Raw genomic sequence first — 25575 nt, forward strand, 5'->3', positions numbered from 1 at the left:
AGATTTTATGCGTCGCGCCCTGCTCTTCGCTTGCGCTCTGCTCGCCCTGCCGTTTGCGCAGGCCGCAGACCTTCAACCTTTCTCCGCCAGCTACACCGCCGACTGGAAGCAGCTGCCCATGAGCGGCACTGCCGAACGCAGCCTGACCAAGGGAGCCAACGGCGTCTGGAAACTCAGCTTCAAGGCGTCGATGATGATCGCCAGCCTGACTGAAGAAAGTACCCTGACCCTGGACAAGGACACCCTGCTGCCGCAGTCCTACCACTTCGAACGTGGCGGTCTGGGCAAAGCCAAGAAGGCTGACCTGGACTTCGACTGGACCAACAAAATGGTCACCGGCACCGATCGTGGTGACGCTGTCAAGCTTCCACTCAACCGCGGCATGGTCGACAAGTCCACCTATCAACTGGCGCTGCAGCATGACGTGGCCGCCGGCAAGAAAAGCATGAGCTATCAGGTCGTCGATGACGGCGAAGTCGATACCTATGACTTCCGCGTGCTGGGTTCGGAGAAAGTCGACACCAAGGCTGGCCAGATCGATGCAATCAAGGTCGAGCGCGTGCGCGACCCGACACAAAGCAAGCGCATCACCGTCCTGTGGTTCGCCAAGGACTGGGATTACCTGTTGGTCCGCTTGCAACAGGTCGAAACCGACGGCAAGGAGTACAACATCATGCTCCTCGACGGTACGGTCAACGGCAAGACGGTCAAAGGCAGCTGATCCGCACCAACATGAAAGCCCCGCAAACGCGGGGCTTTTTTTCGTCTGGCATTTGGTTGGGCGAGAGAGCGATCAGCGCACGGTAAAGCGTTGCTGGGCCAGCAGACGGTCGCCCTGGAACACCATGAAACGCCATTCACCGGGAACGACTTCATGGCTTTCGGTGAACTCATACGCCATCACATCCTGCGGAGCACCGGGTACCAGTTTTTGAGTCACTTCCAGTTTGTCATGACGCGCGCCATCCGGAGTACGAATGCCCGGCGTGAAATAGAGCAACGTCAGTGGCTGGTCTTCGGCGACCTTGCCGGCCAACTGGTAGCGCATACCAAACTTGGTGCCGAGTTTGGCGGGGACGATTTCGGTTTGCTGGATCTGTTCATTGCTGCGGCGCAAAACTCGCTCGCCCGATTGCAGTTCGGCTTTCGGGCCAGCGAACACGCCGTATTCCACTGGGCCTTCGACGCGGACTTCGGCACTGGCCAGACTACTGACAAACGTCATTGTGGCCAGGGCGGCTAAACGGGTGAGGTGCATGGTGCGCTCCTTGATTGAGATGAGCGCGAGGGTATGACGCCGGGGTGACAGGACGATGACAAGTTCAGTGAAATCCTGTGGGAGCGAGGCTTGCCCGCGAAGAACGATGACGCGTAATGCCTGAAAAACCGCGGTGCATTCTTCGCGGGCAAGCCTCGCTCCTACAGGTTCTGCGTCTTAGTCGAATCCCCCAACAAGAAAGTGGAACGCGAATTTGAAGGGATGCTCTATAACTTCAGGGTCTTTTTTGATCGAATGACTTTTCCCATTGTCTGCGAGGTTTCTTATGACTGTTACCGTCAATACCGTCTCCGCCGAAGGTTTTCGTCACAGCGTCCAGATCGATGACCACGAGCTCTTTGCCGATGTGCCGAAAACCTCTGGCGGCGAAGGCACGGCGCCTGAACCCCACGACTACTTCGATGCAGCCCTCGGTGCCTGCAAGGCCCTGACGCTGAAAATGTATGCCAGAAAAAAGGGCATCCCGTTGACGGGCGTCGAGGTTGAGGTCACACGCGACAACAGTGAAGAGCAGAAAGGCAAATACGCCCTGCACGTCGAACTCACGCTCAAGGGTGTGCTCACCGACGCCCAGCGTGACGAACTGCACCGCGTGGCCGACCGCTGCCCGGTACACAAGCTGATGACCACTTCCGACATCAGCATCGAAACCCATCTGTCCGAAGGTGCGTTCAGCCAATAGCGGCAAGGGCTGCGCAAGCGGGTTATGCTCCCTGCGTCACCCGCTCAGCCTGGAATACACATGAACACGCCACTCGTGATTCGCCCTCGCGCCGAAGATGTCGAAGGCCAGCCGATTCTTCGCCCGTTGCCCTCGCCCAAATGCCGCAACGTCGGACCTTTCGTGTTTTTCGACCACATGCTCGAAACCCGTTACCCGGCGGGCAAAGGCATGAACATCCGTCAGCATCCGCACATTGGCCTATCCACCCTCACCTACCTGTTCGAAGGGCAAATCCAGCACAAGGACAGCCTCGGCTCCGACCAGGTGGTAAATGCCGGTGATGTCAGCTGGATGACGGCGGGTAGCGCAATCGCCCACGTCGAACGCACACCCGAACCATTGAAAGACAGCGGCTTTACGATGCACGGCTTACAGATCTGGCTGGCTTCGCCCAAGGATCGTGAACACGGTCCGGGACATTACAGTCACCACCCGGCTGCCACGCTGCCCGTCAGCGATAACCTTGGCGTGAAGATACGGATGATTGCCGGGTCAGGCTTTTGCCTCGAATCGCCGGTCCCGGTGCTTTCTCCTACGCTGTACGCCGAATTGAACCTGCAAACGGCGACCACATTGCTGATTCCCACCGAGCATGAAGAGCGGGCACTGTATGTGTTGAGCGGCGAGGTGCAACTGGATGGCGAGTTGCTGGAACCCCACTCGCTGGTGGTGTTGCCGGCCGGGGAAGAGATGACACTGTTCGCCGAGAGCGACTGTCATGCCGTGCTGTTTGGCGGCGCGCCGCTGGATGGACCACGGCGGATCAACTGGAATTTCGTGGCCAGTGATCCGGCATTGATCGATGAAGCGCGTCGGCGCTGGACGGCCGGGGATTGGCCGACAGTGCCGGGGGAAAGTGAGCGGATCGAACTGCCGAAACACCGAAGCCCGCCAACGCCCCTGTAATTGATCGGCTGATCGTTCCCACGCTCTGCGTGGTTGCAGCCCGTGACGCTCCGCGTCACTGGACGCGGAGCGTCCCTAGAGGCATTCCCACGCAGAGCGTGGGAACGATCAAAAAACCCGCCGAAGCGGTTTTTTTTACAACGGGGTTAAACCGACAGTTCAACCAGCAGCTTGTTCAGACGGCGCACATAAGCGGCCGGGTCTTTCAAGCTGTCGCCGGCCGCCAGGGCCGCCTGATCGAACAAAATGTGCGACAGGTCGCCGAAGCGCTCGTCGCTCTGCTCGTTGTCGAGTTTCTCGATCAGCGGGTGAGCCGGGTTGAATTCGAAGATCGGCTTCGAATCCGGAACCTTCTGACCGCTGGCTTCCAGGATCTGACGCATTTGCAGGCCCAGGTCCTGCTCGCCGATGGCCAGAATCGCCGGGGAATCGGTCAGACGATGGGACACCCGCACTTCAGCAACAGAGTCGCCCAATGCCGTCTTCAGACGCTCAACCAGGCCTTCTTTGGACTTGGCGACTTCTTCCGCGGCTTTCTTGTCTTCTTCCGAATCCAGATTACCGAGGTCCAGGTCACCGCGTGCCACGTCGACAAAGCTCTTGCCGTCGAAGTCGTTGAGGTAGCTCATCAGCCACTCGTCGATGCGGTCGGTCAGCAGCAGCACTTCGATGCCTTTCTTGCGGAAGACTTCCAGGTGCGGGCTGTTTTTGACTTGCGCGTAGGTTTCGCCAGTCAGGTAGTAGATCTTGTCCTGACCTTCCTTGGCGCGGGCCAGGTAGTCGGCCAGACCTACAACTTGCTCGCCGTCGTCGCCCTGAGTGGACGCGAAACGCAGCAGGCCAGCAATTTTCTCTTTGTTGGCGAAGTCTTCTGCCGGGCCTTCTTTCATGACCTGACCGAAGTTCTTCCAGAAGCCTTTGTATTGCTCAGGCTCGTTCTTCGCCAGTTTTTCCAGCATATCCAGAACGCGCTTGGTCAGCGCCGACTTCATGGAATCGATGATCGGGTCTTTCTGCAGGATTTCCCGCGACACGTTCAACGACAGGTCGTTGGAGTCGACCACGCCTTTGATGAAGCGCAGGTACAGCGGCAGGAACGACTCAGCCTGATCCATGACGAACACACGCTGCACGTACAGCTTCAGGCCTTTCGGCGCTTCACGCTGGTACAGGTCGAACGGAGCGCGGGTCGGTACATAAAGCAGCGAGGTGTACTCGAGCTTGCCTTCGACCTTGTTGTGGCTCCAGCTCAGCGGGTTTTCAAAATCGTGAGCAACGTGCTTGTAGAATTCCTGGTATTCCTCGTCCTTTACTTCAGTGCGAGGGCGAGTCCACAGGGCGCTGGCGCGGTTGACGGTTTCCCATTCAACGGCAGGCTTATCTTCACCTTCAACGGCTGCCACTTCTTTGGGCAACTCGATCGGCAAGGCGATGTGGTCGGAATACTTCTTGATAATGTTGCGCAGACGCCAGCCATCGGCGAATTCGTCTTCACCGGATTTCAGGTGCAGGACAATGCGCGTACCACGGTCAGCCTTCTCGACGGTGGCGATTTCGAATTCGCCTTCGCCTTTGGACGACCAGTGCACGCCTTCGCTGGCAGCGAGGCCGGCACGGCGACTGAATACGTCAACTTTATCGGCAACGATGAAGGCCGAGTAAAAACCGACACCGAATTGACCGATCAGGTGCGAGTCTTTTTTCTGATCGCCAGACAGGTGTTTCATGAAATCGGCAGTGCCGGACTTGGCGATGGTGCCCAGATGGGTCACCGCGTCTTCACGGCTCATGCCGATGCCGTTGTCTTCGAGGGTGACGGTTTTAGCGTCTTTGTCGAAGCTCACACGGATTTTCAGTTCAGCGCCGCCTTCCAGCAAGTCAGGCTTGGCGAGGGCTTCAAAGCGTAATTTATCGACAGCGTCAGAGGCGTTCGAGATCAATTCGCGAAGGAAAATTTCCTTGTTGGAATACAGCGAATGGATCATGAGGTGCAGCAGTTGCTTCACCTCGGTCTGGAAGCCCAGGGTTTCCTTTTGAGTTTCCACACTCATGGTCATCAAACTCCAATCAGATGGCATAAGCCGCGACCTTGAGGTCGACGGCGGGTTGTCCTCAGAGTTGGGGGCTGAGATCAGGATTTCAAGGGCTCTTCGATTTTGAAGTGAGCGCGGGCCGTGGCAATGGGCTCGGCCTCAGTGCTTTGCCAAGCGGTAATCGCCACGTTTGCCACCCGCCGCCCCTGTCGGCACACCTGGCATCTGGCCCAGGTATCGCGAAACTGCCCCGCGCGCAGGTAGTCGAGGGAAAAGTCGATAATCTTCGGCACGCCGGGCGAACCGGTGAAGATCAGCAGGTGCAGTGCCGCCGAGAGTTCCATGAACCCGGCAATCACCCCGCCATGAATCGCCGGCAATAAAGGATTACCAATGTTGTCCTTGTTGGCCGGCAGACGAAACAGCAGTTCATCCCCGACACGCGAACATTCGACGCCGATCAGTCTGGCGTAAGGAATCAGGTGCAGCAGAGAGGCGTAGTCCCCCTGCGCATGGGCCTGTTGAAGTTGCTCCTTGAACGAGTCGGTCATTTCGCACCTCCAGCTATGGCACCGGCAAAACCTTTGGTGCCTTTGATGCCCTTGCCCATACGCATGAAGGTACCCACCGCATGGGCGATGGGCTGTTCGGGGTCATCCTGATAGGCAAAACCGCGCGCAAAGATCACGTCGGTGGTCACTCGGTAGCATTGGGCGAAGCCGTACACGTCCTTGTGCGGCTCAGCGGCGTGCATGTAGTCGATGCGCAAGTCGAGCGTCGGACAGACTTCGAATTCGGGCAGCACGCAAAGGGTCGCCATGCCGCAGGCGGTGTCCATCAGCGAGGTCAACGCTCCACCATGAATGACCCCGGTTTGCGGGTTACCGACGATCTGCGGGCTGTACGGCAGAATCACCGTCAATCCTTCGCTGCTGGCGCTGTGAACGCGCATGCCGAGTACCTGACAATGCCGCAACGCCGACAGGAATCGCGTCGCACGCTCAAAAACGGGGTTTTCGGCCATTGGATTAAACTCTTCTTAGTGTCTGGGCAAAGTAGCAGGCAAGAAGGAAAAAGTTCCGCTGCAAAACAAACTTATATATCTGTGCGAATTGAGGAACTTAACCCTATTCGCCGTGCTCGAAAGGCCAGTAGATATTTTCCATCAGGAGAAACACCCCATGCGTAAGACTTTAGCTATTGCCTTGATGTTGACCGCTTCCCTCGGTCTCGCTGCCTGCGATAAAAAATCCGAGGACAAAGCTCAAGATGCTAACCAACATGCCGAGCAAGCTCAGGAAAAAATGAGCGAAGCTCAGGATAAAGTGAACGAGGCAGCAAAAGAAAACGCCGAAGCTGCCAAAGCTCAGGCCGAATCGAACGCAGCAGCGACAAAAGAAGCCGCGCCAGAAGCACCTAAAAACTAAAAGCGTTTTTAGTGATAAAAGAAAACCCGCCAAGTGCGGGTTTTCTTTTATCTGCGGCTTTTGTTTGCAATGCAGTATTAGATCAAAATCGTCCTAAAAGTCGGACTAATCATCAGCAACAACGAACACACTAAGCCGACGAACCACACCAGGCTGCGCTGCCAGGCCAAGTCCGCCCAATAGCACAACAGATATATGATGCGCGCGATCACAAAGACGATCGCCAGCGCATCGATCAGCCATCCCGCCGTCTGCGTGGTGTGCGCCACCAACACCCCCACCGCAAAGATCATGAACGCCTCGAAACTGTTCTGATGGGCCGCCAATGCACGGGCACCGAAGCCTGTAAGTTGCGCCTGCTGTTGGCGCGGCAGGTGATTGTTGTAACCACCCTGCTCGTTCATGGCTTTGGCCACCGGGATCTTTGCCACGAAAATCAACAATGCACTGATAAACACACACCAGAACGGAATACTCATCAAGCAGCCTCCTTGTTAACTTCAGGCAATGGCGCCTCTGTGGGGGTATAGACCATCACATCGAGAACGTCGGAGTGAAATTCGCGGCGATACAACACCAGCACGACGCCGGCACTCATCAACATAAACAACCAGGGACTGACGAACCACGCCAGCATGGTCATGCCGAAGTAATAGGAACGCAGACCGAAGTTGAACTGGTTGGCCGCCATGGAAATGACACGTGCCGCTCGGGAAGCAAAGGCTTTACGCTCTTGCTCGGACACATGGCGCTCGCCGATCATCGGTGCCGAGCCCACGAGAATAGCCGCAAAGTTGTACTGACGCATGCACCAGCTGAACGTAAAGAACGCATAGACAAACACCAGCGCCAGGCACAACAACTTGATCTCCGACATGCCCTGGGAAGCCTGTTGCACCATCGGGATATCCGCCAGCAACGACACGGCTCTGTCGGACGCACCCAATACCGTGAGAATACCGGCCAGGATAATCAGCGTGCTGGAAGCGAAGAACGAGGCATTGCGCTCCAGGTTACCGATCACACTGGCATCGGCAATGCGGTTGTCGCGCAACAGCATGCGGCGCATCCAGTCTTCGCGATACAGGTGCAACACGCTGGCCAGGCACGCGGTGTCGCGGCCTTTCCATGTCGCGTAACGGGTGTAACCGCCCCAGCAGATGACAAACCAGAGCGCGGCGAGGATGTGGATCAGATTGGCGTGGATGAACGACATGCAATTCCCTGTGAGACATTGGCATTGGTAAACCTTGTAGGAGCGAGCGATGCGGCGATCCTACAGGTAGTGCTTCGACGTTAGCGCAAGGAAAAAGACACTGCATCACACGCATAAAAAATGCCCCGTATCGATTGATACGGGGCATTTCCATTTTTGCCAGGACTCAGCGCAAGGCCCGCTTATGACGGGCCATGAAGCAGCTTAAGCCAGCGCTTCGGCGCGCTTGCCCAGCAGACGATCGCAGACCACCGCGACCACCAGGGTCATGACCGCTGGCACCAGCCACGCCAGACCCTGCTCGCTCAGCGGCAGGTGAGTCAGCTGAGTCGGCATCCAGCCTGCCAGACCGGCGCCCTTGAGGGCATCGATCAGACCGAAGATGAACGACACCAGCATCACCGGACCGACGATGCGGCCCTGCTCATGCCAGAAGTCCTTGCAGAAGCTCAGCGCTACCAGGGCGATGCACGGCGGGTAGATGGCGGTCAGCACCGGGATCGAGAACGCGATCAGCTTGGTGAGGCCCAGATTGGACACCAACAGGGAGAACGCAGCCAGGATGATCACCAGCGTCTTGTAGGACAGTGGCAGTACACGGCTGAAGTATTCGGCACAAGCGCACGTCAGACCGACCGCTGTCACCAGGCAGGCCAGGGAGATCAGCACCGCAAGGAAACCGCTGCCCAACGAACCAAACGTGTGTTGAACATACGCGTGCAATACCGCCGCGCCATTGGCAGCACCAGCGGCCACCTCATGGCTGCCCGAACCGAGACGGAACAGACTGACGTAAACCAGCGCCAGGCCCACGCCGGCAATCAGACCGGCGATGATCGCGTAACGGGTGATCAGCGCTGGTGATTCCACGCCTCGGGAGCGGATCGCATTGACAATGACAATGCCGAATACCAGCGCACCCAGGGTATCCATGGTCAGGTAACCATTGATAAAGCCTTGGGAGAACGGTGCTGCGACATATTCAGGCGTGGCCACGCCGATATCACCGGCCGGCAACGCAAACGCGGCGATGCCAAGAACGGCCAGGGCGATGATCTTCAGCGGTGCAAGGAAACGTCCTACGGTGTCGAGCAGGCGACCCGGGTAGAGCGAGATGAAGAACACCACCAGGAAGTACACCGAGCTATAGAGAAACAACGCCAGCGGGCTCTCGCCAGTCAGCGGCGCCAGGCCCACTTCGAACGACACGGTCGCGGTGCGCGGCGTCGCGAACAACGGGCCTACAGCGAGGTAGCACGCGGCTGCCAGCAGGCCACCGGCGACTTTACCGATCGGGCTGCTCAAGGCATCCATTGCACCACCGACCTTGGCCAGGGCGACAACGGTGATCACCGGCAAACCAACCGCGGTGATCAGAAAACCCAGCGCCGCCATCCAGACATTAGGCCCGGACTGCAAACCGACGATAGGCGGGAAGATGATGTTGCCAGCCCCGACGAACAGGGCAAATGTCATAAAACCCAGTGCCAGGATGTCCTGGCCTTTCAACACTTTCATTAAGGAAATACCACACTACTGAATCGGAATTTAGAGAGGGATTTCCCTTATGGGTGAGGGAAATGCTGTCGGCCCGTATAGGACTAACCCGTTTAGCGCGTCGCTGCCTTGTGGGCCGCGGACGCAAAAATGGCTGCTAGCCTAACGAATTTGCACGACAAACGCACTGTTACAGGGCGAACTATCCGATACGCGACATTTCAATGTCGCGTTTTTGCATTTTATTGCGTTGTGCCTGTAATTCCGTCATCGCGGGCAAGCCCGCTCCCACAGTTGACCGGGTCGTTCGCAAAAATTGAATACGGCACAATACCTTGTGGGAGCGGGCTTGCCCGCGATGGCGTCCGCATGATCGACGCAAACCCCGGAAACGACAAAGGCCACCCGAAGGTGGCCTTTGTTTGGCGAAGCGTCAGTTAAGCGCGAGGCTTACTTGATCGCCCAACCGGTCAGCTCGGACAAAGCCTTGCCGATGTCTGCCAGCGAACGCACGGTTTTAACGCCTGCGTCTTCCAGGGCAGCAAACTTCTCGTCTGCAGTGCCTTTGCCGCCAGAGATGATTGCGCCAGCATGGCCCATGCGCTTGCCCGGAGGAGCAGTAACACCAGCGATGTAGGAAACAACCGGTTTGGTCACGTGTGCCTTGATGTAGGCAGCCGCTTCTTCTTCAGCCGAACCGCCGATCTCGCCGATCATCACGATCGCTTCGGTCTTCGGGTCTTCCTGGAACAGCTTCAGGATGTCGATGAAGTTCGAACCCGGGATCGGGTCACCACCGATGCCGACGCAAGTCGACTGACCGAAACCGGCGTCAGTAGTCTGCTTCACAGCTTCGTAGGTCAGGGTGCCGGAACGGGAAACGATACCGACCTTGCCTGGCAAGTGAATGTGACCAGGCATGATGCCGATCTTGCATTCGCCTGGAGTGATCACGCCTGGGCAGTTAGGACCGATCAGGACTACGCCCAGCTCGTCGCACTTGACCTTGGCATCCAGCATGTCCAGGGTAGGAATGCCTTCAGTGATGCAAACGATCAGCTTGATGCCGCCGAATGCCGCTTCCAGGATGGAGTCCTTGCAGAAAGGAGCTGGAACGTAGATCACGCTGGCGGTGGCGCCAGTGGCGGCTACAGCATCTTTCACGGTGTTGAACACTGGCAGACCCAGGTGTTCGGTGCCGCCTTTGCCTGGAGTTACACCACCAACCATCTTGGTGCCGTACTCGATGGCTTGCTGGGTGTGGAAACTACCTTGCGAACCGGTAATACCCTGGCAGATAACTTTGGTGTCTTTATTGATCAGGACGCTCATTATTTGCCCTCCGCAGCTTTGACAACTTGTTGAGCAGCGTCGGTCAGGCTGGTAGCAGCGATGATGTTCAAACCGCTTTCTGCCAGTACTTTAGCGCCCAGCTCAGCGTTGTTGCCTTCAAGGCGAACAACAACCGGGATTTTCACGCCGACTTCTTTCACTGCGCCGATGATGCCTTCGGCAATCATGTCGCAACGAACGATGCCGCCGAAGATGTTGACCAATACTGCAGCGACGTTAGTGTCGGACAGGATGATCTTGAACGCTTCGGTAACGCGTTCTTTGGTAGCACCGCCGCCCACGTCGAGGAAGTTGGCTGGTTTGCCGCCATGCAGGTTGACGATGTCCATGGTACCCATGGCCAGGCCAGCACCGTTGACCATGCAACCGATGTTGCCTTCCAGTGCTACGTAGTTCAGTTCGAACTTGGCAGCGTGCGCTTCGCGCGGATCGTCTTGCGACGGATCGTGGAAAGTCTTCAGCTTAGGCTGACGGTACATGGCGTTGGCGTCGATGTTGATCTTGGCGTCGAGGCAATGCAGATCGCCGTCAGCCTTGATCACCAGCGGGTTCACTTCCAGCAGAGCCAGGTCGTGATCCTTGAACAGCTTGGCCAGACCTACGAAGATCTTGGCGAACTGAGCAACTTGCTTGCCTTCCAGACCCAGCTGGAATGCCAGCTCGCGACCCTGGAATGGCTGAGCGCCAACCAGTGGATCGATAGTGGCCTTGAGGATTTTCTCAGGGGTGTCGTGAGCGATTTTCTCGATGTCCACGCCACCTTCGGTGGAAGCCATGAACACGATGCGACGGCTCGAACGGTCAACGACAGCGCCCAGGTACAGCTCTTTAGCGATATCAGTGCACGACTCAACCAGGATCTTGGTGACTGGCTGGCCATTGGCATCAGTCTGGTAAGTCACCAGACGCTTGCCCAACCACTGTTGAGCGAATGCTTTGGCGTCTTCTTTGCTGCGAACCAGCTTTACGCCGCCCGCTTTACCGCGACCACCAGCGTGGACCTGGGCTTTGACAACCCACTCAGTGCCGCCGATTTTGTCGCAAGCTTCTGCTGCTGCTTCCGGGGTGTCTACTGCGTAGCCGGTGGAAACTGGCAGGCCGTATTCAGCGAACAGCTGCTTACCCTGATACTCGTGAAGATTCATGCTTATTACCGTCTTCGTTAGGTACTGCGCATTCGGTGCTGCACCGTTCTGGTGCCGCACCACCTGTGACTGCTGCTTGCGTAGCTTTCCAGTTACCCGGTGCAGCTACGCAAGACTGCGTCCAGCGGACATTCCGCGGTGAGTCTTGCACGCAAGGCTCACGACGGGCCGTACCGCCGTGGTTTCTTATTGTCTTAACGCTTCTTGCGGTTGGCGATGTGGATGGCGCCGCCATTCACAGCCAAAGCTGCTTCGTGCAAGGCTTCAGACAGGGTCGGATGGGAGAAAACCATCATGCCCAGGTCTTCAGCGCTGGTGCCGAATTCCATACCGATCGCGCCCTGCTGAACCAGTTCTGCAGCGCTCGGGCCAATCACGTGGACGCCCAATACGCGGTCAGTCTTGGCATCGGCAATGACTTTCACGAAACCGCCGGTGTCGTTGGCTGCCATGGCACGGCCACTGGCTGCGAACGGGAAGGTGCCAACGTTAACTTCAACGCCTTCAGCCTTCAAGGCCTGCTCGGTTTTGCCGACCCACGCGATTTCCGGGTGAGTATAAATAACTGACGGGATCAAGTCATAGTTCATCTGGGCTTTGTGGCCCTTGATGCGCTCGACAACCATGATGCCCTCTTCCGAGGCCTTGTGTGCCAGCATCATGCCGCGAACCACGTCACCGATGGCGTAAACGCCCGGTACAGTGGTGGCGCAGTGATCGTCAACGTGCACGAAACCGCGCTCGTCCAGGGTCACACCGCAATCGGCAGCCAGCAAATCAGTGGTCACCGGACGGCGACCAACGGCTACGATCAGCTTGTCGAAAGTGATGTTCTGTTCGCCGTTGGCATCGGTGTAGTTCACAACGACTTCGTCGCCGTTCACTTTGGAACCGGTAACGCGAGCACCCAGCTTGATGTCCAGACCTTGTTTGGTCAGGGTTTTCAGCGCTTCCTTGGAAACGGCAGCGTCAGCGGCCATCAGGAAGGTGTCCAGCGCTTCGAGAACGGTAACTTCTGCACCCAGACGGGACCAGACCGAACCCAGTTCCAGACCGATCACGCCAGCGCCAATCACGCCCAGACGTTTTGGAACCGATTGGAATTCCAGCGCGCCAGTCGAATCAACAATCACATTCTGGTCGACAGGAGCCGGTGGAATGTCGATCGGACGCGAACCTGGAGCCAGAATCACGTTCTCGGCTTCAATGATTTCTACCGAACCGTCAGGCTTGGTGACTTCGACTTTCTTGCCGGCCAGCAGTTTGCCGTGGCCCTGGATCGAGGTCACACCGTTTGCCTTGAACAGGGTGGCAACACCCGAGGTCAGGCCTTTGACGATGTTGGCTTTACGGCCGACCATTGCTGGCACGTCCATGGTCACGCCAGCGTGGTTGATACCGTGGATCGCGAAGCCGTCTTGGGCTTCGTGGAACTTCCAGGAGCTGTCCAGCAGCGCCTTGGATGGAATGCAGCCGACGTTCAGGCAAGTACCGCCGAGGGCCAGTTTGCCTTCCTTGTCGGTGTATTTCTCGATGCAGGCAGTGGAGAGGCCCAATTGCGCTGCTTTGATGGCAGCCACGTAGCCACCAGGGCCCGCGCCAATCACTACCACGTCGAATTTCTGAGTCATGTGTCATTCCTTCTCGAATCAAACCGGACGGCCCCTTTTGGGGACCGTCGTGGGACGAAGCTGGTCATTACAGAAGGGCCGTCCATCACTGAGCGGCCCGTGCAACGAAATCAGATATCCAGCAGCAAACGAGCCGGGTCTTCCAGCAGGTTCTTGATGGTAACCAGGAAGGTCACAGCTTCTTTGCCGTCGATCAAACGGTGATCGTAGGACAGAGCCAGGTACATCATCGGACGGATAACGACTTGGCCGTTGATCGCCATAGGACGCTGCAGAATGTTGTGCATGCCCAGGATGGCCGCTTGTGGCGGGTTGACGATCGGAGTCGACATCATCGAACCGAAGGTACCACCGTTGGTGATGGTGAACGTACCACCGGTCATTTCGTCCATCGACAGCTTGCCGTCACGAGCCTTCTTGCCGAAGGTGGCGATGCCGCCTTCGATTTCAGCCAGGCTCATCAGTTCGGCGTTACGCAGAACCGGTACAACCAGGCCGCGGTCGCTGGAAACAGCAACACCGACGTCGGCGTAGCCGTGGTAAACGATGTCAGCACCGTCGATCGACGCGTTGACAGCCGGGAAGCGTTTCAGCGCTTCGGTGGCAGCCTTGACGAAGAACGACATGAAGCCCAGGCGCACGCCGTTGTGGGACTTCTCGAACAGATCCTTGTACTTCGAACGCAGGGCCATGACTTCGGTCATGTCGACTTCGTTGAAAGTGGTCAGCATCGCCATGTTCGACTGAGCTTCAACCAGACGCTTGGCCACGGTGGCGCGAACGCGGGTCATCGGTACGCGCTTCTCGATGCGATCGCCGGCAGCGAACACTGGAGCAGCAGCGGCAGGCGCAGCAGCCTTGGCAGGCGCGGCAGCCGGAGCGGCTTTCTTGGCAGCTACAGCGGCAACCACGTCTTCCTTGGTCACACGACCGCCTTTGCCAGTACCGGCAACGGAAGCGATGTTGATGCCGTTTTCTTCAGCCAGCTTGCGAGCAGCCGGTGCAGCAACAGGATCGTCTTCGCCCGCTTCGGCAGGAGCAGCGGCAGCAGCAGGTGCAGCAGCGGCGGCAGGAGCAGCGGCGGCAGCACTGCCCTCACCGATGGAGCCCAGAACTTCGTCGGACAGAACGGTGTCGCCTTCGTTCTTGACGATAGCGCCCAGCACGCCATCAGCGGTGGCCAACACTTCCAGTACGACTTTGTCAGTTTCGATGTCGACGATCAGTTCGTCACGCTTGACGGCGTCGCCCGGTTTTTTGTGCCAGGTGGCAACGGTGCCATCGGCAACCGATTCCGGGAAAGTGGGGGCTTTGATTTCGATAGCCATTATCTGTGGGTCCTTAAATTCGGTTTCAGGTGCGCGAAGGCGTTAAACAGTAAAGGCGTCTTGCAGCAGTTGTTCCTGCTGCTCAGCGTGCATCGATGCATAACCACAAGCAGGTGCAGCAGAAGCCTCACGGCCCGCGTACTCGAGTACGAGAGACTTGTTGAGCGTACTGATGCTACGACGCAAGTGGTGTTGGCTGCAGTACCAGGCACCCTGGTTCATCGGCTCTTCCTGACACCAAACGGCATGCTTGGCGTTGGTGTAAGGAGCCAGGACTTCTTTCAGGTCGTCCTCAGGGAATGGGTACAGCTGCTCGATACGCACGATGGCGATGTCATCACGACCTTCGGCACGGCGTTTTTCCAGCAGGTCGTAGTAGACCTTGCCGCTACACAGAACAACGCGCTCGACCTTTTTCGGGTCCAGGGCATCGATTTCCGGGATAACGGTCTGGAACGAACCTTCGGCCAGATCTTCCAGGGTCGAGATGGCCAGTTTGTGACGCAGCAGCGACTTCGGAGTCAGGACGATCAACGGCTTGCGCAGCGGGCGAATCACCTGACGACGCAGCAAGTGGTAGATCTGAGCCGGGGTGGTCGGGACGGCAACCTGAACATTGTGCTCGGCGCACAGTTGCAGGTAACGCTCCAGACGAGCCGAAGAGTGCTCCGGACCCTGACCTTCATAACCGTGCGGCAGCAGCATGGTCAGACCGCAGAGACGGCCCCACTTGTGCTCGCCACTGGTGATGAACTGGTCGATAACCACTTGGGCACCGTTAGCGAAGTCGCCGAACTGGGCTTCCCAGATCACCAGCGCCTCAGGCGTAGTGGTCGAGTAACCGTATTCGAACGCCAGCACGGCTTCTTCGGACAGGAACGAATCGTACAGGTCGAAACGTGGCTGGCCCTTGTACAGGTTTTGCAGCGGGACGTAGGTACCCGCGTCTTTCTGGTTGTGCAAGACAGCGTGACGGTGCGAGAACGTACCGCGACCGATGTCCTGACCCGTCATGCGAATCGGGTGACCTTCGAACGCCAGGGTCGCGTACGCCATGGTTTCGGCGTAACCCCAGTTGATCGGCAGGCCGCCGGCTTGCATTTTCTGACGGTCTTCGTAGATTTTCGAGACCTGGCGCTGAACCACGAAGCCTTCCGGAATTTCCAGCAGCTTGGCGGACAGTTCCTGCAAGGTTTTCAGATCGAAACGAGTGTCGTGACGCGCGGTCCAGGCATGGCCCAGATACGGACGCCAGTCCACGAACAACTCTTTGTTCGGCTCTTTGACCAGGCTTTTTACAACATGCAGACCGTTGTCCAGCGCATTGCGGTATTCGTCGACTTTCGCCTGAACACGCTCTGCGTCCAGCACACCGCTCTGGGTCAGACGATCGGCATACAGCTCACGGGTGGTGCGCTGTTTGGTGATCTGCTGGTACATGATTGGCTGGGTGCCGCTAGGCTCGTCGGCCTCGTTGTGGCCACGACGACGGTAGCAGACCATATCGATTACCACGTCACGCTTGAACTGCATGCGGTAGTCGATGGCCAGTTGGGTCACGAACAACACGGCTTCCGGATCATCACCATTCACATGGAGGATCGGCGCCTGGATCATCTTCGCAACGTCGGTCGCGTACTCGGTGGAGCGCGAGTCCAGCGGGTTGCTAATGGTGAAACCGACCTGGTTGTTGATCACGATGTGCACGGTGCCGCCGGTCTTGAAACCGCGGGTCTGCGACATCTGGAAGGTTTCCATGACCACACCTTGACCGGCGAATGCCGCGTCACCGTGGATGGAGATCGGCAGAACCTTCTCGCCGGTAGGGTCGTTACGACGATCCTGACGGGCGCGAACCGAACCCTCGACCACCGGGGAAACGATTTCCAGGTGGGAAGGGTTGAAGGCCATGGCCAGGTGAACTTCACCACCGGTGGTCATCACGTTGGACGAGAAGCCCTGGTGATACTTGACGTCACCGGAACCCAGCTCGACCTTCTTCTTGCCTTCGAACTCGTCGAACAGCTCGCGCGGGTTCTTGCCGAAGGTGTTGACCAGCACGTTGAGACGGCCACGGTGGGCCATGCCAATCACGATTTCCTTGGTGCCATAGGAACCGGAACGCTGGATCAGCTCGTCGAGCATCGGAATCAGGCTCTCGCCGCCTTCCAGACCGAAACGCTTGGTACCCGGGTATTTGGTCCCGAGGTATTTTTCCAGGCCTTCGCCAGCGGTGACGCGCTCAAGCAGGTGGCTCTTGATGTCGACGGAGTACGTCGGACGGCCGCGCACGCTTTCCAGACGCTGCTGGAACCACTGGCGCTGCTCGGAATCGGTGATATGCGTAAATTCAGCGCCGATGGTGCGGCAATATGTCTGCTGCAACGCTTCGTGAATTTCGCGTAGGCTCGCCTCCTCTTTGCCGATGAACAGGTCGCCGGCACGGAAGGTCGTATCAAGATCGGCATTGGTCAAGCCGTAATGATTGATTGACAGGTCTGCAGGTGCAGGACGCTGCCACAGCCCCAGCGGGTCAAGCTGGGCTGCCTGGTGGCCACGCATACGGTAGGCCTGGATCAATCGCAGCACTTCAACTTGCTTCTTCTCGTGCTCACTGCTCACGCTACCGGCGGAAACCGGTTGGGCGCGGCGCTGGTTCTTTGCCAGCAAGACGAAATGATCGCGAATTGTGGAGTGCGAAACATCGGTGACAGGGTTGCCATCAGCAGGCAACTTCTGGAAGTAGGTGCGCCACTCTTCTGGCACAGCGTTAGGGTCGTGCAGGTAGAGCTCGTAGAGCTCTTCCACATAGGCAGCGTTACTACCGGATAGGTAGGCGCTGTTCCACATGCGCTGCATCACGCTTTCTTGCATGCTTGGTCACCCTCGGTTAGGGGAACACCACCGGCGTCGACACCGAGCAAACTTGCAGAAGTCCGAATGCAGCGACTAAAACAAGCCACTTAGGATCACGCTGATAGTCCGGGTACCAGCCCGGATGCCCCTGCTTGTCTCATTTCTTCAAAATAAGAGCGGCAGCCTTTTAAGCTGCTGCTCAGGTTAAAACTACGGCGCCGGTTGAAGCCTGCGCCGTAGCATCTACGGGTACAGCGGTCCTACGGGTACAGCAGCTGAATCACACGCCGCTTTGCAGCAGCATGTTACGGATGTGACCGATGGCCTTAGTCGGGTTCAGGCCTTTCGGACAAACGTTGACGCAGTTCATGATGCCCCGGCAGCGGAATACGCTGAACGGGTCATCCAGCGAAGCCAGACGCTCGGATGTCTTGTTGTCGCGGCTGTCTGCCAGGAAGCGATAGGCTTGCAGCAGAGCAGCCGGACCCAGGAACTTGTCCGGGTTCCACCAGAAGGACGGGCACGAAGTCGAGCAGCAAGCGCACAGGATGCACTCGTACAGACCGTCGAGCTTTTCACGCTCTTCAGGGGACTGCAGACGCTCGATGGCCGGAGCCGGCGTGTCGTTCTGCAGGTATGGCTTAACCTTTTCATATTGCTTGTAGAAGATGCTCATATCGACGACCAGGTCACGGATAACCGGCAAACCTGGCAGCGGACGAACGATCAGCTTGTTACGTTTTACGACGGCAGACAGCGGCGTGATGCATGCCAGACCGTTTTTGCCGTTAATGTTCATGCCGTCGGAACCGCAAACACCTTCACGGCAAGAGCGACGATAGGAGAAACCTTCGTCCTGCTCTTTGATCAGGGCCAGCACGTCCAGCACCATCAGGTCTTTACCACCGGTATCAACCTGGAATTCCTGCATGAACGGCGCAGCGTCCTGATCAGGGTTGTAACGATAAACACTGACTTGCAACATGGCGGCCACCCTTAATAAGTCCGAATCTTAGGTTCAAAAGTCGGAACAGTCTTCGGCGAGAAGTTCACAGCACGCTTGGTAACGCGCTTGTCACCCGGGAAGTACAGGGTGTGGCACAGCCAGTTTTCATCGTCACGGTCTTCGAAGTCTTCACGGGCGTGAGCACCGCGGGACTCTTTGCGCACTTCTGCAGCGATGGCAGTGGCTTCGGCCACTTCCAGCAGGTTCTGCAGTTCCAGCGCTTCGATACGCGCCGTGTTGAACGCCTGGCTCTTGTCGTTGATCTTGACGTTGGCGATGCGCACGCGCAGATCAGCCAGCTGAGCAATACCCTTCTGCATGTATTCGCCGGTACGGAACACACCGAAGTAGTTCTGCATGCAGCTTTGCAGTTCGCGACGCAGGGTTGCCACGTCTTCACCTTCAGTACGCTCGTTCAGAGCGGACAGACGTGCCAGGGCAGCGTTGATGTCGGCGTCGGTGGCGTCATCGTATTCGATACCGTCGCTCAGCGCTTTTTCCAGGTGCAGGCCGGCAGCGCGGCCGAATACCACCAGGTCAAGCAGCGAGTTGCCGCCCAGACGGTTGGCGCCGTGAACCGATACGCACGCCACTTCACCCACTGCGAACAGGCCAGGGATGATTTCGTCGACGCCTTCGTCGTTCTGGGTGATTGCCTGACCGTGAATGTTGGTCGGAACGCCGCCCATCATATAGTGGCAGGTCGGAACGACCGGAACCGGAGCAACAACCGGGTCAACGTGTGCGAAAGTCTTGGACAGTTCGCAGATGCCTGGCAGACGGCTGTGCAGCACTTCCTCGCCCAAGTGGTCGAGTTTGAGCATTACGTGGTCGCCATTCGGACCGCAACCGTTGCCGGCGATGATCTCTTTAACCATCGAACGAGCAACGACGTCACGACCGGCAAGGTCTTTGGCGTTCGGAGCATAACGCTCCATGAAACGCTCGCCGTGCTTGTTGATCAGGTAACCACCTTCACCACGGCAACCTTCGGTAACCAGTACACCGGCGCCGGCGATACCGGTCGGGTGGAACTGCCACATTTCGATGTCTTGTACCGGTACGCCGGCGCGCAGCGCCATACCAACGCCGTCACCGGTATTGATCAGGGCGTTGGTGGTCGAAGCGTAGATACGACCTGCACCGCCGGTGGCCAGTACGGTAGCCTTGGCGCGGATGTAGGTGGTTTCGCCGGTTTCGATGCAGATGGCAATAACGCCGACGAATGCGCCGTCCTGGTTCTTCACCAGATCAACAGCGTAGTACTCGTTCAGGAACGTGGTGCCGGCTTTCAGGTTGCCCTGATAAAGGGTGTGCAGCAGCGCGTGACCGGTACGGTCGGACGCGGCGCAGGTACGGGCGGCCTGGCCACCTTTACCGTAATCCTTCGACTGTCCGCCGAATGGACGCTGATAGATACGGCCTTGCTCGGTACGGGAGAACGGCAGACCCATGTGGTCCAGTTCGAAAACTGCAGCCGGGCCTTCCTGACACATGTATTCGATAGCGTCCTGGTCACCGATATAGTCGGATCCCTTGACGGTATCGTACATGTGCCAGCGCCAGTCATCGTTCGGGTCCGCAGAAGCGATAGCGCAGGTGATGCCACCCTGAGCCGATACGGTGTGCGAACGGGTCGGGAAAACCTTGGTGATCACGGCAGTCTTGTGACCGCCTTGTGCCAGTTGCAGCGCTGCGCGCATGCCGGCACCGCCGCCACCAATAATGATGGCGTCGAAAGAAATCGTTGGAATGTTAGCCATGGATCAGATACCCCAGAGAATCTGCACACCCCAGACGAAGTAAGCGAACATCGCAACGCCGCATACTGCCTGGAAAAGGAAACGTACTGCAGTCGCGGACTTGCCCAGCGCCATCGGCGTCAGGTAGTCAGTCGCGATGGTCCACATGCCGACCCAGGCGTGAGCGCCCAGGGCTACAAGGGCCAGCAGACTGAAGATACGCATCCAGTTGCTTGCGAACAGTTCGTGCCATTGGGTGTAGCCAATGCCAGGATTCGCAACGAGGTATCCGATCAGGAAGATGAAATAAGCCGCGAGAACGACCGCAGACACACGCTGTGCCATCCAGTCATAGAGGCCCGAACGCGACAGGTTCGTAACGCTGGTTACCATATCCAAACTCCCGCCAGAACGATCAACACCGCAGATACGGCGATAATGATTTGCGAGCCCAGTTTGCCGCCTTCCAGCGTCTCACCGATGCCCATATCCATAATCAAATGGCGCACACCGGCTACCAGGTGATACAGAAGAGCGGACAGGAGGCCCCATGCTACGAACTTGGCCAGCGGGCTGGTCAAGCATGCCTTCACCTCGGCAAAACCTTCCTCGGAACCCAGAGACTTGCCCAATGCATAAAGCATGAAGCCAAGGCCCAGGAAGAGGATGATGCCGGAAACACGGTGAAGAAACGACGTAACGCCGGTGATGGGGAGTTTGATGGTCCTTAGGTCTAGGTTTACAGGTCGTTGGCTTTTCACGGCTTTTTTTCACACTGAAGAGCCCCTAACAATCAGGGCAAAGTTGTTGGGGAGTGCACTGGTCAGGTAACCACCACCCAGGGATGCGACCCCCAATAAAGCAGGCCCAAAAGCCCCTGGCGGTCGGTGGCCGAGTATAGACAGTTAGGCTACTAATGACAACGCGTTCACCTTCCCCTAATAGCTGATTGCACAAGTGACATAAAAGGCGTAAATGGCAGTCAATTTCGAGGAAAAAGTCCGGTTAAAGCCTTCTGGAGCAAGACTTTAGGCAAATTGACATTCGAATTTATCTCACTATAGTGGTGCGGGCCCTGCGTGGGGGGTCTGTCTGATGATTTCAAGCATAAATAGGAGGCCACATGGCTGACAAAAAAGCGCAGTTGATCATCGAGGGCGCAGCCCCCGTCGAGCTGCCCATTTTAACCGGCACCGTTGGTCCCGATGTTATCGACGTTCGGGGCCTGACGGCCACGGGCCGTTTCACCTTTGACCCTGGTTTCATGTCGACTGCCTCCTGCGAGTCGAAGATCACCTATATCGACGGCGACAACGGCATTTTGCTGCACCGCGGCTACCCGATCGAACAGCTGGCTGAAAAGTCGGACTACCTGGAAACCTGCTATCTGCTGCTCAATGGCGAATTGCCGACCGCAGAACAAAAGGCCCAGTTCGTCGGCACCGTGAAGAACCACACCATGGTTCACGAGCAATTGAAGACCTTCTTCAACGGCTTCCGTCGCGACGCCCACCCGATGGCCGTCATGTGCGGCGTAGTGGGCGCCCTCTCGGCCTTCTACCACGACTCCCTCGACATCAATAACCCGCAGCATCGCGAAATCTCCGCGATCCGTCTGGTTGCCAAGATGCCGACCCTGGCCGCAATGGTTTACAAGTACTCCATGGGCCAACCCATGATGTACCCGCGCAACGACCTGTCGTACGCGGAAAACTTCCTGCACATGATGTTCAACACCCCGTGCGAGATCAAACCGATCAGCCCGGTACTCGCCAAGGCCATGGACCGGATCTTCATCCTCCATGCCGACCACGAGCAGAACGCATCGACTTCTACCGTACGTCTGGCCGGCTCGTCGGGTGCCAACCCGTTCGCCTGTATCGCCGCCGGTATCGCTGCACTGTGGGGCCCTGCCCACGGCGGTGCGAACGAAGCCGTTCTGACCATGCTTGACGAGATTGGCGATGTTTCGAACATCGACAAGTACATCGCCAAGGCCAAGGACAAGAACGATCCGTTCAAACTGATGGGCTTCGGTCACCGGGTTTACAAAAACCGCGACCCACGTGCCACCGTCATGAAGCAGACCTGCGACGAAGTACTGAAAGAACTGGGCATCACCAACGATCCGCAACTCGAACTGGCCATGCGCCTGGAAGAGATCGCCCTGACCGATCCGTACTTCATCGAACGCTCGCTGTACCCGAACGTCGACTTCTACTCGGGGATCATCCTCAAGGCAATCGGCATTCCAACCAGCATGTTCACCGTGATCTTCGCTCTGGCGCGGACTGTCGGCTGGATTTCCCACTGGAAAGAAATGCTCTCCAGCCCGTACAAGATTGGCCGTCCGCGTCAGCTGTACACTGGCTATGAGTCGCGTGATATCACTCGGCTTGAAGACCGCTGATAAGCGCTGTCTTGCGATAACGTCTTGAGCTTTACCGGAAACGGCCTCTATTGGATAGGGGCCGTTTTTGTTTGTGCCTGACGTTGAGTTACGCGGCAGCCTGAGGGCCGACCGGGCTCTGTGGTTGTGTACATATCCGTTTCTTCGGTTGCGCCGGCTGGCGGTTCCGCTCTTACAGCGGGTCACTTTGGAAAAGCGCCAAAGCAACCAAAACGCTCTTGCCCCTTTCGCTCGGTGCCTCGCCCAGGCTCGGCATTCCCTCGCTCCGGTCCTGCTCCGTGGGCCCGCCGCGATCAGCCATCCATGGCCGGGCGCGGCCACCCGGCATCCATGCCGGGTTGCCCACTGCGCAGAACCTCCACTCGGCCTCTCGAGGGGGCGGTGCATCAAGATCAAAAGCTGCAGGCGAGCTAACGCTCGGCCTATATAGTGGTGAAAAGAAGAGCGGATGGCTCTGATTTTGGATGTGCTCTGATTTTTTGTGGGAGCGGGCTTGCTCGCGAAGCTGTTGATCTTGCTGTTGCTTTGGCTTTTGATCTTGATCTTTCGCCCCTTTCCCAGAGGCCGAACGCAGGCATTGCGTAGGGGGCACCGCGGCAAGGATGCCGCGGTAGCCGCCCCCGGCCATGGATGGCCGATGGCGGCGGGCCCCCGGAGCAATGCCTTCGTTATGGCATGCCGAGCCTAGGCGAGGCACCGAATGGAGGGGTAAGAGCCCTTTGGTTACTTTGGGGCTTTTCCAAAGTGACTCGCTGTAAAAGCGAAACCAATAGAAGCCGTAACCGCAGAAACGGATATGTACACGATCAAAGAGCCCAGTCGACTATCAGGCCACCTTCGCGAGCAAGTCAAACAAGGGCCGATAACCGCCCAATAAAAAAATGCCCCAATCTCTCGACCAGGGCATTTTGTGTAGCTCAGCTTATATATAGAAACTCAAAGCCTTAGTGCGAAACCGCCCCGCTCGCCCCCAATCCAGTCTGCGAACGAACAAACTGCGGGAAGAACAGCGCCCGCTCGTTCACACCCTCGGCCGACTTATCGGTGATCGAGAAGAACCAGATCCCGACAAACGCAATGGCCATGGAGAACAGCGCCGGGTATTCATACGGGAAGATCGCCTTCTCGTGACCCAGGATCTGCACCCAGATGGTTGGCCCCAACACCATCAAGCCAACGGCACTGACCAGACCCAGCCAGCCGCCGATCATCGCACCGCGAGTCGTCAGCTTCTTCCAGTACATGGAAAGCAGCAGTACCGGGAAGTTGCAGCTTGCCGCGATGGAGAACGCCAGGCCCACCATGAACGCGATGTTCTGCTTCTCGAACAGAATACCCAAGCCGATCGCCAGCACCGCCAGAGCGATGGTGGTGATTTTCGAGACGCGGATCTCGTCCTTCTCGTTGGCCTTGCCCTTCTTGATCACACTGGCGTACAGATCATGGGACACCGCCGAAGCACCGGCCAGGGTCAGACCAGCCACCACCGCCAAGATGGTTGCGAACGCCACCGCCGAGATGAAGCCCAGGAAGATACTGCCACCCACCGCGTTGGCCAAATGCACCGCCGCCATGTTGTTGCCGCCCATCAGCGCACCAGCCGCATCTTTAAAGGCCGGGTTAGTGCTGACCAGCAAGATCGCGCCGAAGCCGATGATGAAGGTCAGGATGTAGAAGTAGCCAATGAAGCCGGTTGCATACAGCACGCTTTTACGCGCTTCTTTAGCGTCGCTCACGGTGAAGAAGCGCATCAGGATGTGCGGCAGGCCAGCGGTACCGAACATCAGTGCCAGGCCGAGGGAGAACGCCGAGACCGGATCCTTCACCAGGCCGCCCGGGCTCATGATCGCTTCACCTTTAGGGTGAACCTTGATCGCCTCGGAGAACAGCGCGTTGAAGTCGAAGTTGACGTGCTTCATCACCATCAGTGCCATGAACGAGGCACCGGACAGCAACAGCACCGCCTTGATGATCTGCACCCACGTGGTCGCCAGCATGCCGCCGAACAGCACGTACAGGCACATCAAGATACCGACCAGGATCACCGCAACGTGATAGTCGAGACCGAACAACAGCTGAATCAGCTTGCCAGCACCCACCATTTGCGCGATCAGGTAGAACGCCACCACCACCAGCGAACCGCATGCCGACAGCGAGCGGATCTGGGTTTGCCCGAGGCGGTAGGACGCCACGTCGGCAAAGGTGTATTTGCCCAGGTTGCGCAGGCGCTCGGCGATCAGGAACAGAATAATCGGCCAACCCACCAGGAAGCCGATCGAGTAGATCAGACCATCGTAGCCGGAGGTGAACACCAGGGCGGAAATACCCAGGAAGGACGCCGCGGACATGTAGTCACCGGCAATCGCCAAGCCGTTCTGGAAACCGGTGATCTTGCCGCCCGCCGCATAGTAGTCGGCGGCCGAGTTGTTTTTCTTGGAAGCCCAGTAAGTGATGCACAGGGTTGCACCCACGAATGCCACGAACATCAGGATCGCGGAAATGTTGAGTGGTTGTTTCTGTACCGCACCCGTCAGGGCTTCAGCCGCCCAGGCGCCAGGTGCGAAGGCTGCGATGCTCAATAGAGCCATTAGACGCCGGATCATTGCTGAGCCTCCTTGAGAATCGCATTGTTCAAGTCGTCGAATTCGCCGTTGGCGCGTCGCACGTAGATGCCCGTGAGGACAAAGGCCGAAACGATCAGCCCGACACCGATCGGAATGCCCCAGGTAATTGAGGACTCGGGGCTGATTTTTGCGCCCAGGATATGCGGTCCGTAAGCAATCAAAAGAATGAATCCGGAGTACAGCCCAAGCATGATCGCTGAAAGAATCCAGGCGAATCGTTCTCTCTTGCTGACCAGCTCCTTGAAGCGCGGGCTGTTTTGAATCGAGAGGTAAATGCTGTCGTTCATTGTTTTTATCCTCGCAGCACAGATTTAGTTGGAACGGTATCCACTCTATGCGGCTGCCGGACAGGTTCCAGACGACCTTAGTATTAGAACGACATGACAGAGTCGCCATTT

Annotated in this window: 23 protein-coding genes; 5 read left to right on the forward strand and 18 right to left on the reverse strand. The window is 57.6% G+C overall.

Going from position 1 to position 25575, the window contains the following annotated elements; translation table 11 throughout:
• The first annotated feature begins 7 nt into the window (after nt 1–7).
• A complete protein-coding gene (locus AB7M26_RS26665) occupies nt 8–721 on the forward strand; it encodes a DUF3108 domain-containing protein (protein WP_123496149.1) in 714 nt (237 codons plus the stop codon).
• Nucleotides 722–793: 72 nt separating this feature from the next.
• Here the strand turns inward: AB7M26_RS26665 and AB7M26_RS26670 are convergent, their stop codons facing one another.
• The gene (locus AB7M26_RS26670; RefSeq protein ID WP_123496147.1) at nt 794–1258 is read right to left on the reverse strand and encodes a DUF3859 domain-containing protein; all 465 of its coding nucleotides are present in this window, start codon (nt 1256–1258) and stop codon (nt 794–796) included.
• A gap of 286 nt (nt 1259–1544) precedes the next feature.
• On the opposite strand from AB7M26_RS26670, the gene AB7M26_RS26675 reads away from it, so the two are divergent.
• Complete coding sequence (locus AB7M26_RS26675; RefSeq protein WP_123496145.1) at nt 1545–1961, forward strand: OsmC family protein; 417 nt, start codon at nt 1545–1547, stop codon at nt 1959–1961.
• Nucleotides 1962–2021: 60 nt separating this feature from the next.
• The gene (locus AB7M26_RS26680; protein WP_123496143.1) at nt 2022–2909 is read left to right on the forward strand and encodes a pirin family protein; all 888 of its coding nucleotides are present in this window, start codon (nt 2022–2024) and stop codon (nt 2907–2909) included.
• A gap of 146 nt (nt 2910–3055) precedes the next feature.
• On the opposite strand, the gene htpG is transcribed toward AB7M26_RS26680, so the two are convergent.
• The 3 genes from htpG to AB7M26_RS26695 all read right to left on the reverse strand — a co-directional run bounded on the left by htpG (nt 3056) and on the right by AB7M26_RS26695 (nt 5966).
• Nucleotides 3056–4960 (reverse strand): molecular chaperone HtpG, encoded by a 1905-nt coding sequence (htpG, locus tag AB7M26_RS26685; protein ID WP_123496661.1) that lies wholly within the window; start codon nt 4958–4960, stop codon nt 3056–3058.
• Between the two features lie 80 nt (nt 4961–5040).
• Nucleotides 5041–5493 carry a PaaI family thioesterase gene (locus AB7M26_RS26690; protein WP_007898966.1) on the reverse strand — a complete coding sequence of 151 codons (453 nt, stop codon included), beginning with the start codon at nt 5491–5493 and terminating at the stop codon, nt 5041–5043.
• A complete protein-coding gene (locus AB7M26_RS26695; protein WP_123496141.1) occupies nt 5490–5966 on the reverse strand; it encodes a PaaI family thioesterase in 477 nt (158 codons plus the stop codon). Before AB7M26_RS26695 ends, AB7M26_RS26690 begins: the two co-directional genes overlap by 4 nt.
• A gap of 157 nt (nt 5967–6123) precedes the next feature.
• Here AB7M26_RS26695 and AB7M26_RS26700 point away from each other — a divergent pair, with 157 nt between their 5' ends.
• Nucleotides 6124–6369: a hypothetical protein gene (locus tag AB7M26_RS26700; protein WP_123496139.1), complete on the forward strand. Its 246-nt coding sequence runs from the start codon at nt 6124–6126 to the stop codon at nt 6367–6369.
• 77 nt (nt 6370–6446) lie between these two features.
• Here the strand turns inward: AB7M26_RS26700 and AB7M26_RS26705 are convergent, their stop codons facing one another.
• The 12 genes from AB7M26_RS26705 to sdhC all read right to left on the reverse strand — a co-directional run bounded on the left by AB7M26_RS26705 (nt 6447) and on the right by sdhC (nt 20904).
• Complete coding sequence (locus tag AB7M26_RS26705) at nt 6447–6848, reverse strand: MAPEG family protein (protein ID WP_123496137.1); 402 nt, start codon at nt 6846–6848, stop codon at nt 6447–6449.
• Nucleotides 6848–7585: a DUF599 domain-containing protein gene (locus AB7M26_RS26710; RefSeq protein WP_095634532.1), complete on the reverse strand. Its 738-nt coding sequence runs from the start codon at nt 7583–7585 to the stop codon at nt 6848–6850. Before AB7M26_RS26710 ends, AB7M26_RS26705 begins: the two co-directional genes overlap by 1 nt.
• Before the next feature lie 204 nt (nt 7586–7789).
• On the reverse strand, nt 7790–9103 hold the full coding sequence (brnQ, locus tag AB7M26_RS26715; RefSeq protein WP_123496135.1) for a branched-chain amino acid transport system II carrier protein: 1314 nt from the start codon (nt 9101–9103) through the stop codon (nt 7790–7792).
• 429 nt (nt 9104–9532) lie between these two features.
• Nucleotides 9533–10414, reverse strand: a complete 882-nt coding sequence (sucD, locus tag AB7M26_RS26720; protein WP_123496133.1) for a succinate--CoA ligase subunit alpha — start codon at nt 10412–10414, stop codon at nt 9533–9535.
• Nucleotides 10414–11580, reverse strand: a complete 1167-nt coding sequence (gene sucC, locus AB7M26_RS26725) for an ADP-forming succinate--CoA ligase subunit beta (RefSeq protein ID WP_007898980.1) — start codon at nt 11578–11580, stop codon at nt 10414–10416. Before sucC ends, sucD begins: the two co-directional genes overlap by 1 nt.
• Nucleotides 11581–11774: 194 nt before the next feature.
• Nucleotides 11775–13211 (reverse strand): dihydrolipoyl dehydrogenase, encoded by a 1437-nt coding sequence (gene lpdA, locus AB7M26_RS26730; protein WP_123496131.1) that lies wholly within the window; start codon nt 13209–13211, stop codon nt 11775–11777.
• Nucleotides 13212–13321: 110 nt separating this feature from the next.
• Nucleotides 13322–14539, reverse strand: coding sequence for a 2-oxoglutarate dehydrogenase complex dihydrolipoyllysine-residue succinyltransferase (gene odhB, locus AB7M26_RS26735; RefSeq protein ID WP_008071474.1), 1218 nt, complete (start codon nt 14537–14539; stop codon nt 13322–13324).
• Between the two features lie 42 nt (nt 14540–14581).
• Nucleotides 14582–17413 carry a 2-oxoglutarate dehydrogenase E1 component gene (locus AB7M26_RS26740; RefSeq protein ID WP_192345752.1) on the reverse strand — a complete coding sequence of 944 codons (2832 nt, stop codon included), beginning with the start codon at nt 17411–17413 and terminating at the stop codon, nt 14582–14584.
• A 262-nt stretch (nt 17414–17675) separates the two neighbouring features.
• Nucleotides 17676–18380, reverse strand: coding sequence for a succinate dehydrogenase iron-sulfur subunit (locus AB7M26_RS26745; protein ID WP_007898989.1), 705 nt, complete (start codon nt 18378–18380; stop codon nt 17676–17678).
• Nucleotides 18381–18391: 11 nt separating this feature from the next.
• The gene (sdhA, locus tag AB7M26_RS26750; RefSeq protein WP_123496127.1) at nt 18392–20164 is read right to left on the reverse strand and encodes a succinate dehydrogenase flavoprotein subunit; all 1773 of its coding nucleotides are present in this window, start codon (nt 20162–20164) and stop codon (nt 18392–18394) included.
• Nucleotides 20165–20167: 3 nt separating this feature from the next.
• Nucleotides 20168–20536: a succinate dehydrogenase, hydrophobic membrane anchor protein gene (gene sdhD, locus AB7M26_RS26755; RefSeq protein WP_052967227.1), complete on the reverse strand. Its 369-nt coding sequence runs from the start codon at nt 20534–20536 to the stop codon at nt 20168–20170.
• A complete protein-coding gene (sdhC, locus tag AB7M26_RS26760) occupies nt 20530–20904 on the reverse strand; it encodes a succinate dehydrogenase, cytochrome b556 subunit (RefSeq protein ID WP_032830362.1) in 375 nt (124 codons plus the stop codon). Before sdhC ends, sdhD begins: the two co-directional genes overlap by 7 nt.
• A 362-nt stretch (nt 20905–21266) precedes the next feature.
• On the opposite strand from sdhC, the gene gltA reads away from it, so the two are divergent.
• On the forward strand, nt 21267–22553 hold the full coding sequence (gene gltA / locus AB7M26_RS26765) for a citrate synthase (protein WP_008071464.1): 1287 nt from the start codon (nt 21267–21269) through the stop codon (nt 22551–22553).
• A gap of 944 nt (nt 22554–23497) precedes the next feature.
• On the opposite strand, the gene AB7M26_RS26770 is transcribed toward gltA, so the two are convergent.
• Nucleotides 23498–25156 carry a cation acetate symporter gene (locus AB7M26_RS26770; protein WP_123496123.1) on the reverse strand — a complete coding sequence of 553 codons (1659 nt, stop codon included), beginning with the start codon at nt 25154–25156 and terminating at the stop codon, nt 23498–23500.
• Nucleotides 25153–25464, reverse strand: a complete 312-nt coding sequence (locus AB7M26_RS26775) for a DUF485 domain-containing protein (protein ID WP_007939152.1) — start codon at nt 25462–25464, stop codon at nt 25153–25155. Before AB7M26_RS26775 ends, AB7M26_RS26770 begins: the two co-directional genes overlap by 4 nt.
• Nucleotides 25465–25575: the final 111 nt, after the last annotated feature.

It is taken from the genome of Pseudomonas sp. F-14 TE3482, assembly GCF_053629455.1.

What these genes read in the sequence shown, in the direction of transcription:
- AB7M26_RS26670 (WP_123496147.1), bottom strand. Translation starts at nt 1,258, where the DNA reads ATGCACCTCACCCGTTTAGCCGCCCTGGCCACAATGACGTTTGTCAGT.
- AB7M26_RS26675 (WP_123496145.1), top strand. Translation starts at nt 1,545, where the DNA reads ATGACTGTTACCGTCAATACCGTCTCCGCCGAAGGTTTTCGTCACAGC.
- htpG (WP_123496661.1), bottom strand. Translation starts at nt 4,960, where the DNA reads ATGAGTGTGGAAACTCAAAAGGAAACCCTGGGCTTCCAGACCGAGGTG.
- AB7M26_RS26665 (WP_123496149.1), top strand. Translation starts at nt 8, where the DNA reads ATGCGTCGCGCCCTGCTCTTCGCTTGCGCTCTGCTCGCCCTGCCGTTT.
- lpdA (WP_123496131.1), bottom strand. Translation starts at nt 13,211, where the DNA reads ATGACTCAGAAATTCGACGTGGTAGTGATTGGCGCGGGCCCTGGTGGC.
- sucC (WP_007898980.1), bottom strand. Translation starts at nt 11,580, where the DNA reads ATGAATCTTCACGAGTATCAGGGTAAGCAGCTGTTCGCTGAATACGGC.
- AB7M26_RS26745 (WP_007898989.1), bottom strand. Translation starts at nt 18,380, where the DNA reads ATGTTGCAAGTCAGTGTTTATCGTTACAACCCTGATCAGGACGCTGCG.
- AB7M26_RS26705 (WP_123496137.1), bottom strand. Translation starts at nt 6,848, where the DNA reads ATGAGTATTCCGTTCTGGTGTGTGTTTATCAGTGCATTGTTGATTTTC.
- AB7M26_RS26695 (WP_123496141.1), bottom strand. Translation starts at nt 5,966, where the DNA reads ATGGCCGAAAACCCCGTTTTTGAGCGTGCGACGCGATTCCTGTCGGCG.
- odhB (WP_008071474.1), bottom strand. Translation starts at nt 14,539, where the DNA reads ATGGCTATCGAAATCAAAGCCCCCACTTTCCCGGAATCGGTTGCCGAT.
- AB7M26_RS26680 (WP_123496143.1), top strand. Translation starts at nt 2,022, where the DNA reads ATGAACACGCCACTCGTGATTCGCCCTCGCGCCGAAGATGTCGAAGGC.
- AB7M26_RS26690 (WP_007898966.1), bottom strand. Translation starts at nt 5,493, where the DNA reads ATGACCGACTCGTTCAAGGAGCAACTTCAACAGGCCCATGCGCAGGGG.
- sdhD (WP_052967227.1), bottom strand. Translation starts at nt 20,536, where the DNA reads ATGGTAACCAGCGTTACGAACCTGTCGCGTTCGGGCCTCTATGACTGG.
- AB7M26_RS26770 (WP_123496123.1), bottom strand. Translation starts at nt 25,156, where the DNA reads ATGATCCGGCGTCTAATGGCTCTATTGAGCATCGCAGCCTTCGCACCT.
- brnQ (WP_123496135.1), bottom strand. Translation starts at nt 9,103, where the DNA reads ATGAAAGTGTTGAAAGGCCAGGACATCCTGGCACTGGGTTTTATGACA.
- sdhA (WP_123496127.1), bottom strand. Translation starts at nt 20,164, where the DNA reads ATGGCTAACATTCCAACGATTTCTTTCGACGCCATCATTATTGGTGGC.
- AB7M26_RS26775 (WP_007939152.1), bottom strand. Translation starts at nt 25,464, where the DNA reads ATGAACGACAGCATTTACCTCTCGATTCAAAACAGCCCGCGCTTCAAG.
- sucD (WP_123496133.1), bottom strand. Translation starts at nt 10,414, where the DNA reads ATGAGCGTCCTGATCAATAAAGACACCAAAGTTATCTGCCAGGGTATT.
- gltA (WP_008071464.1), top strand. Translation starts at nt 21,267, where the DNA reads ATGGCTGACAAAAAAGCGCAGTTGATCATCGAGGGCGCAGCCCCCGTC.
- AB7M26_RS26700 (WP_123496139.1), top strand. Translation starts at nt 6,124, where the DNA reads ATGCGTAAGACTTTAGCTATTGCCTTGATGTTGACCGCTTCCCTCGGT.
- AB7M26_RS26740 (WP_192345752.1), bottom strand. Translation starts at nt 17,413, where the DNA reads ATGCAAGAAAGCGTGATGCAGCGCATGTGGAACAGCGCCTACCTATCC.
- AB7M26_RS26710 (WP_095634532.1), bottom strand. Translation starts at nt 7,585, where the DNA reads ATGTCGTTCATCCACGCCAATCTGATCCACATCCTCGCCGCGCTCTGG.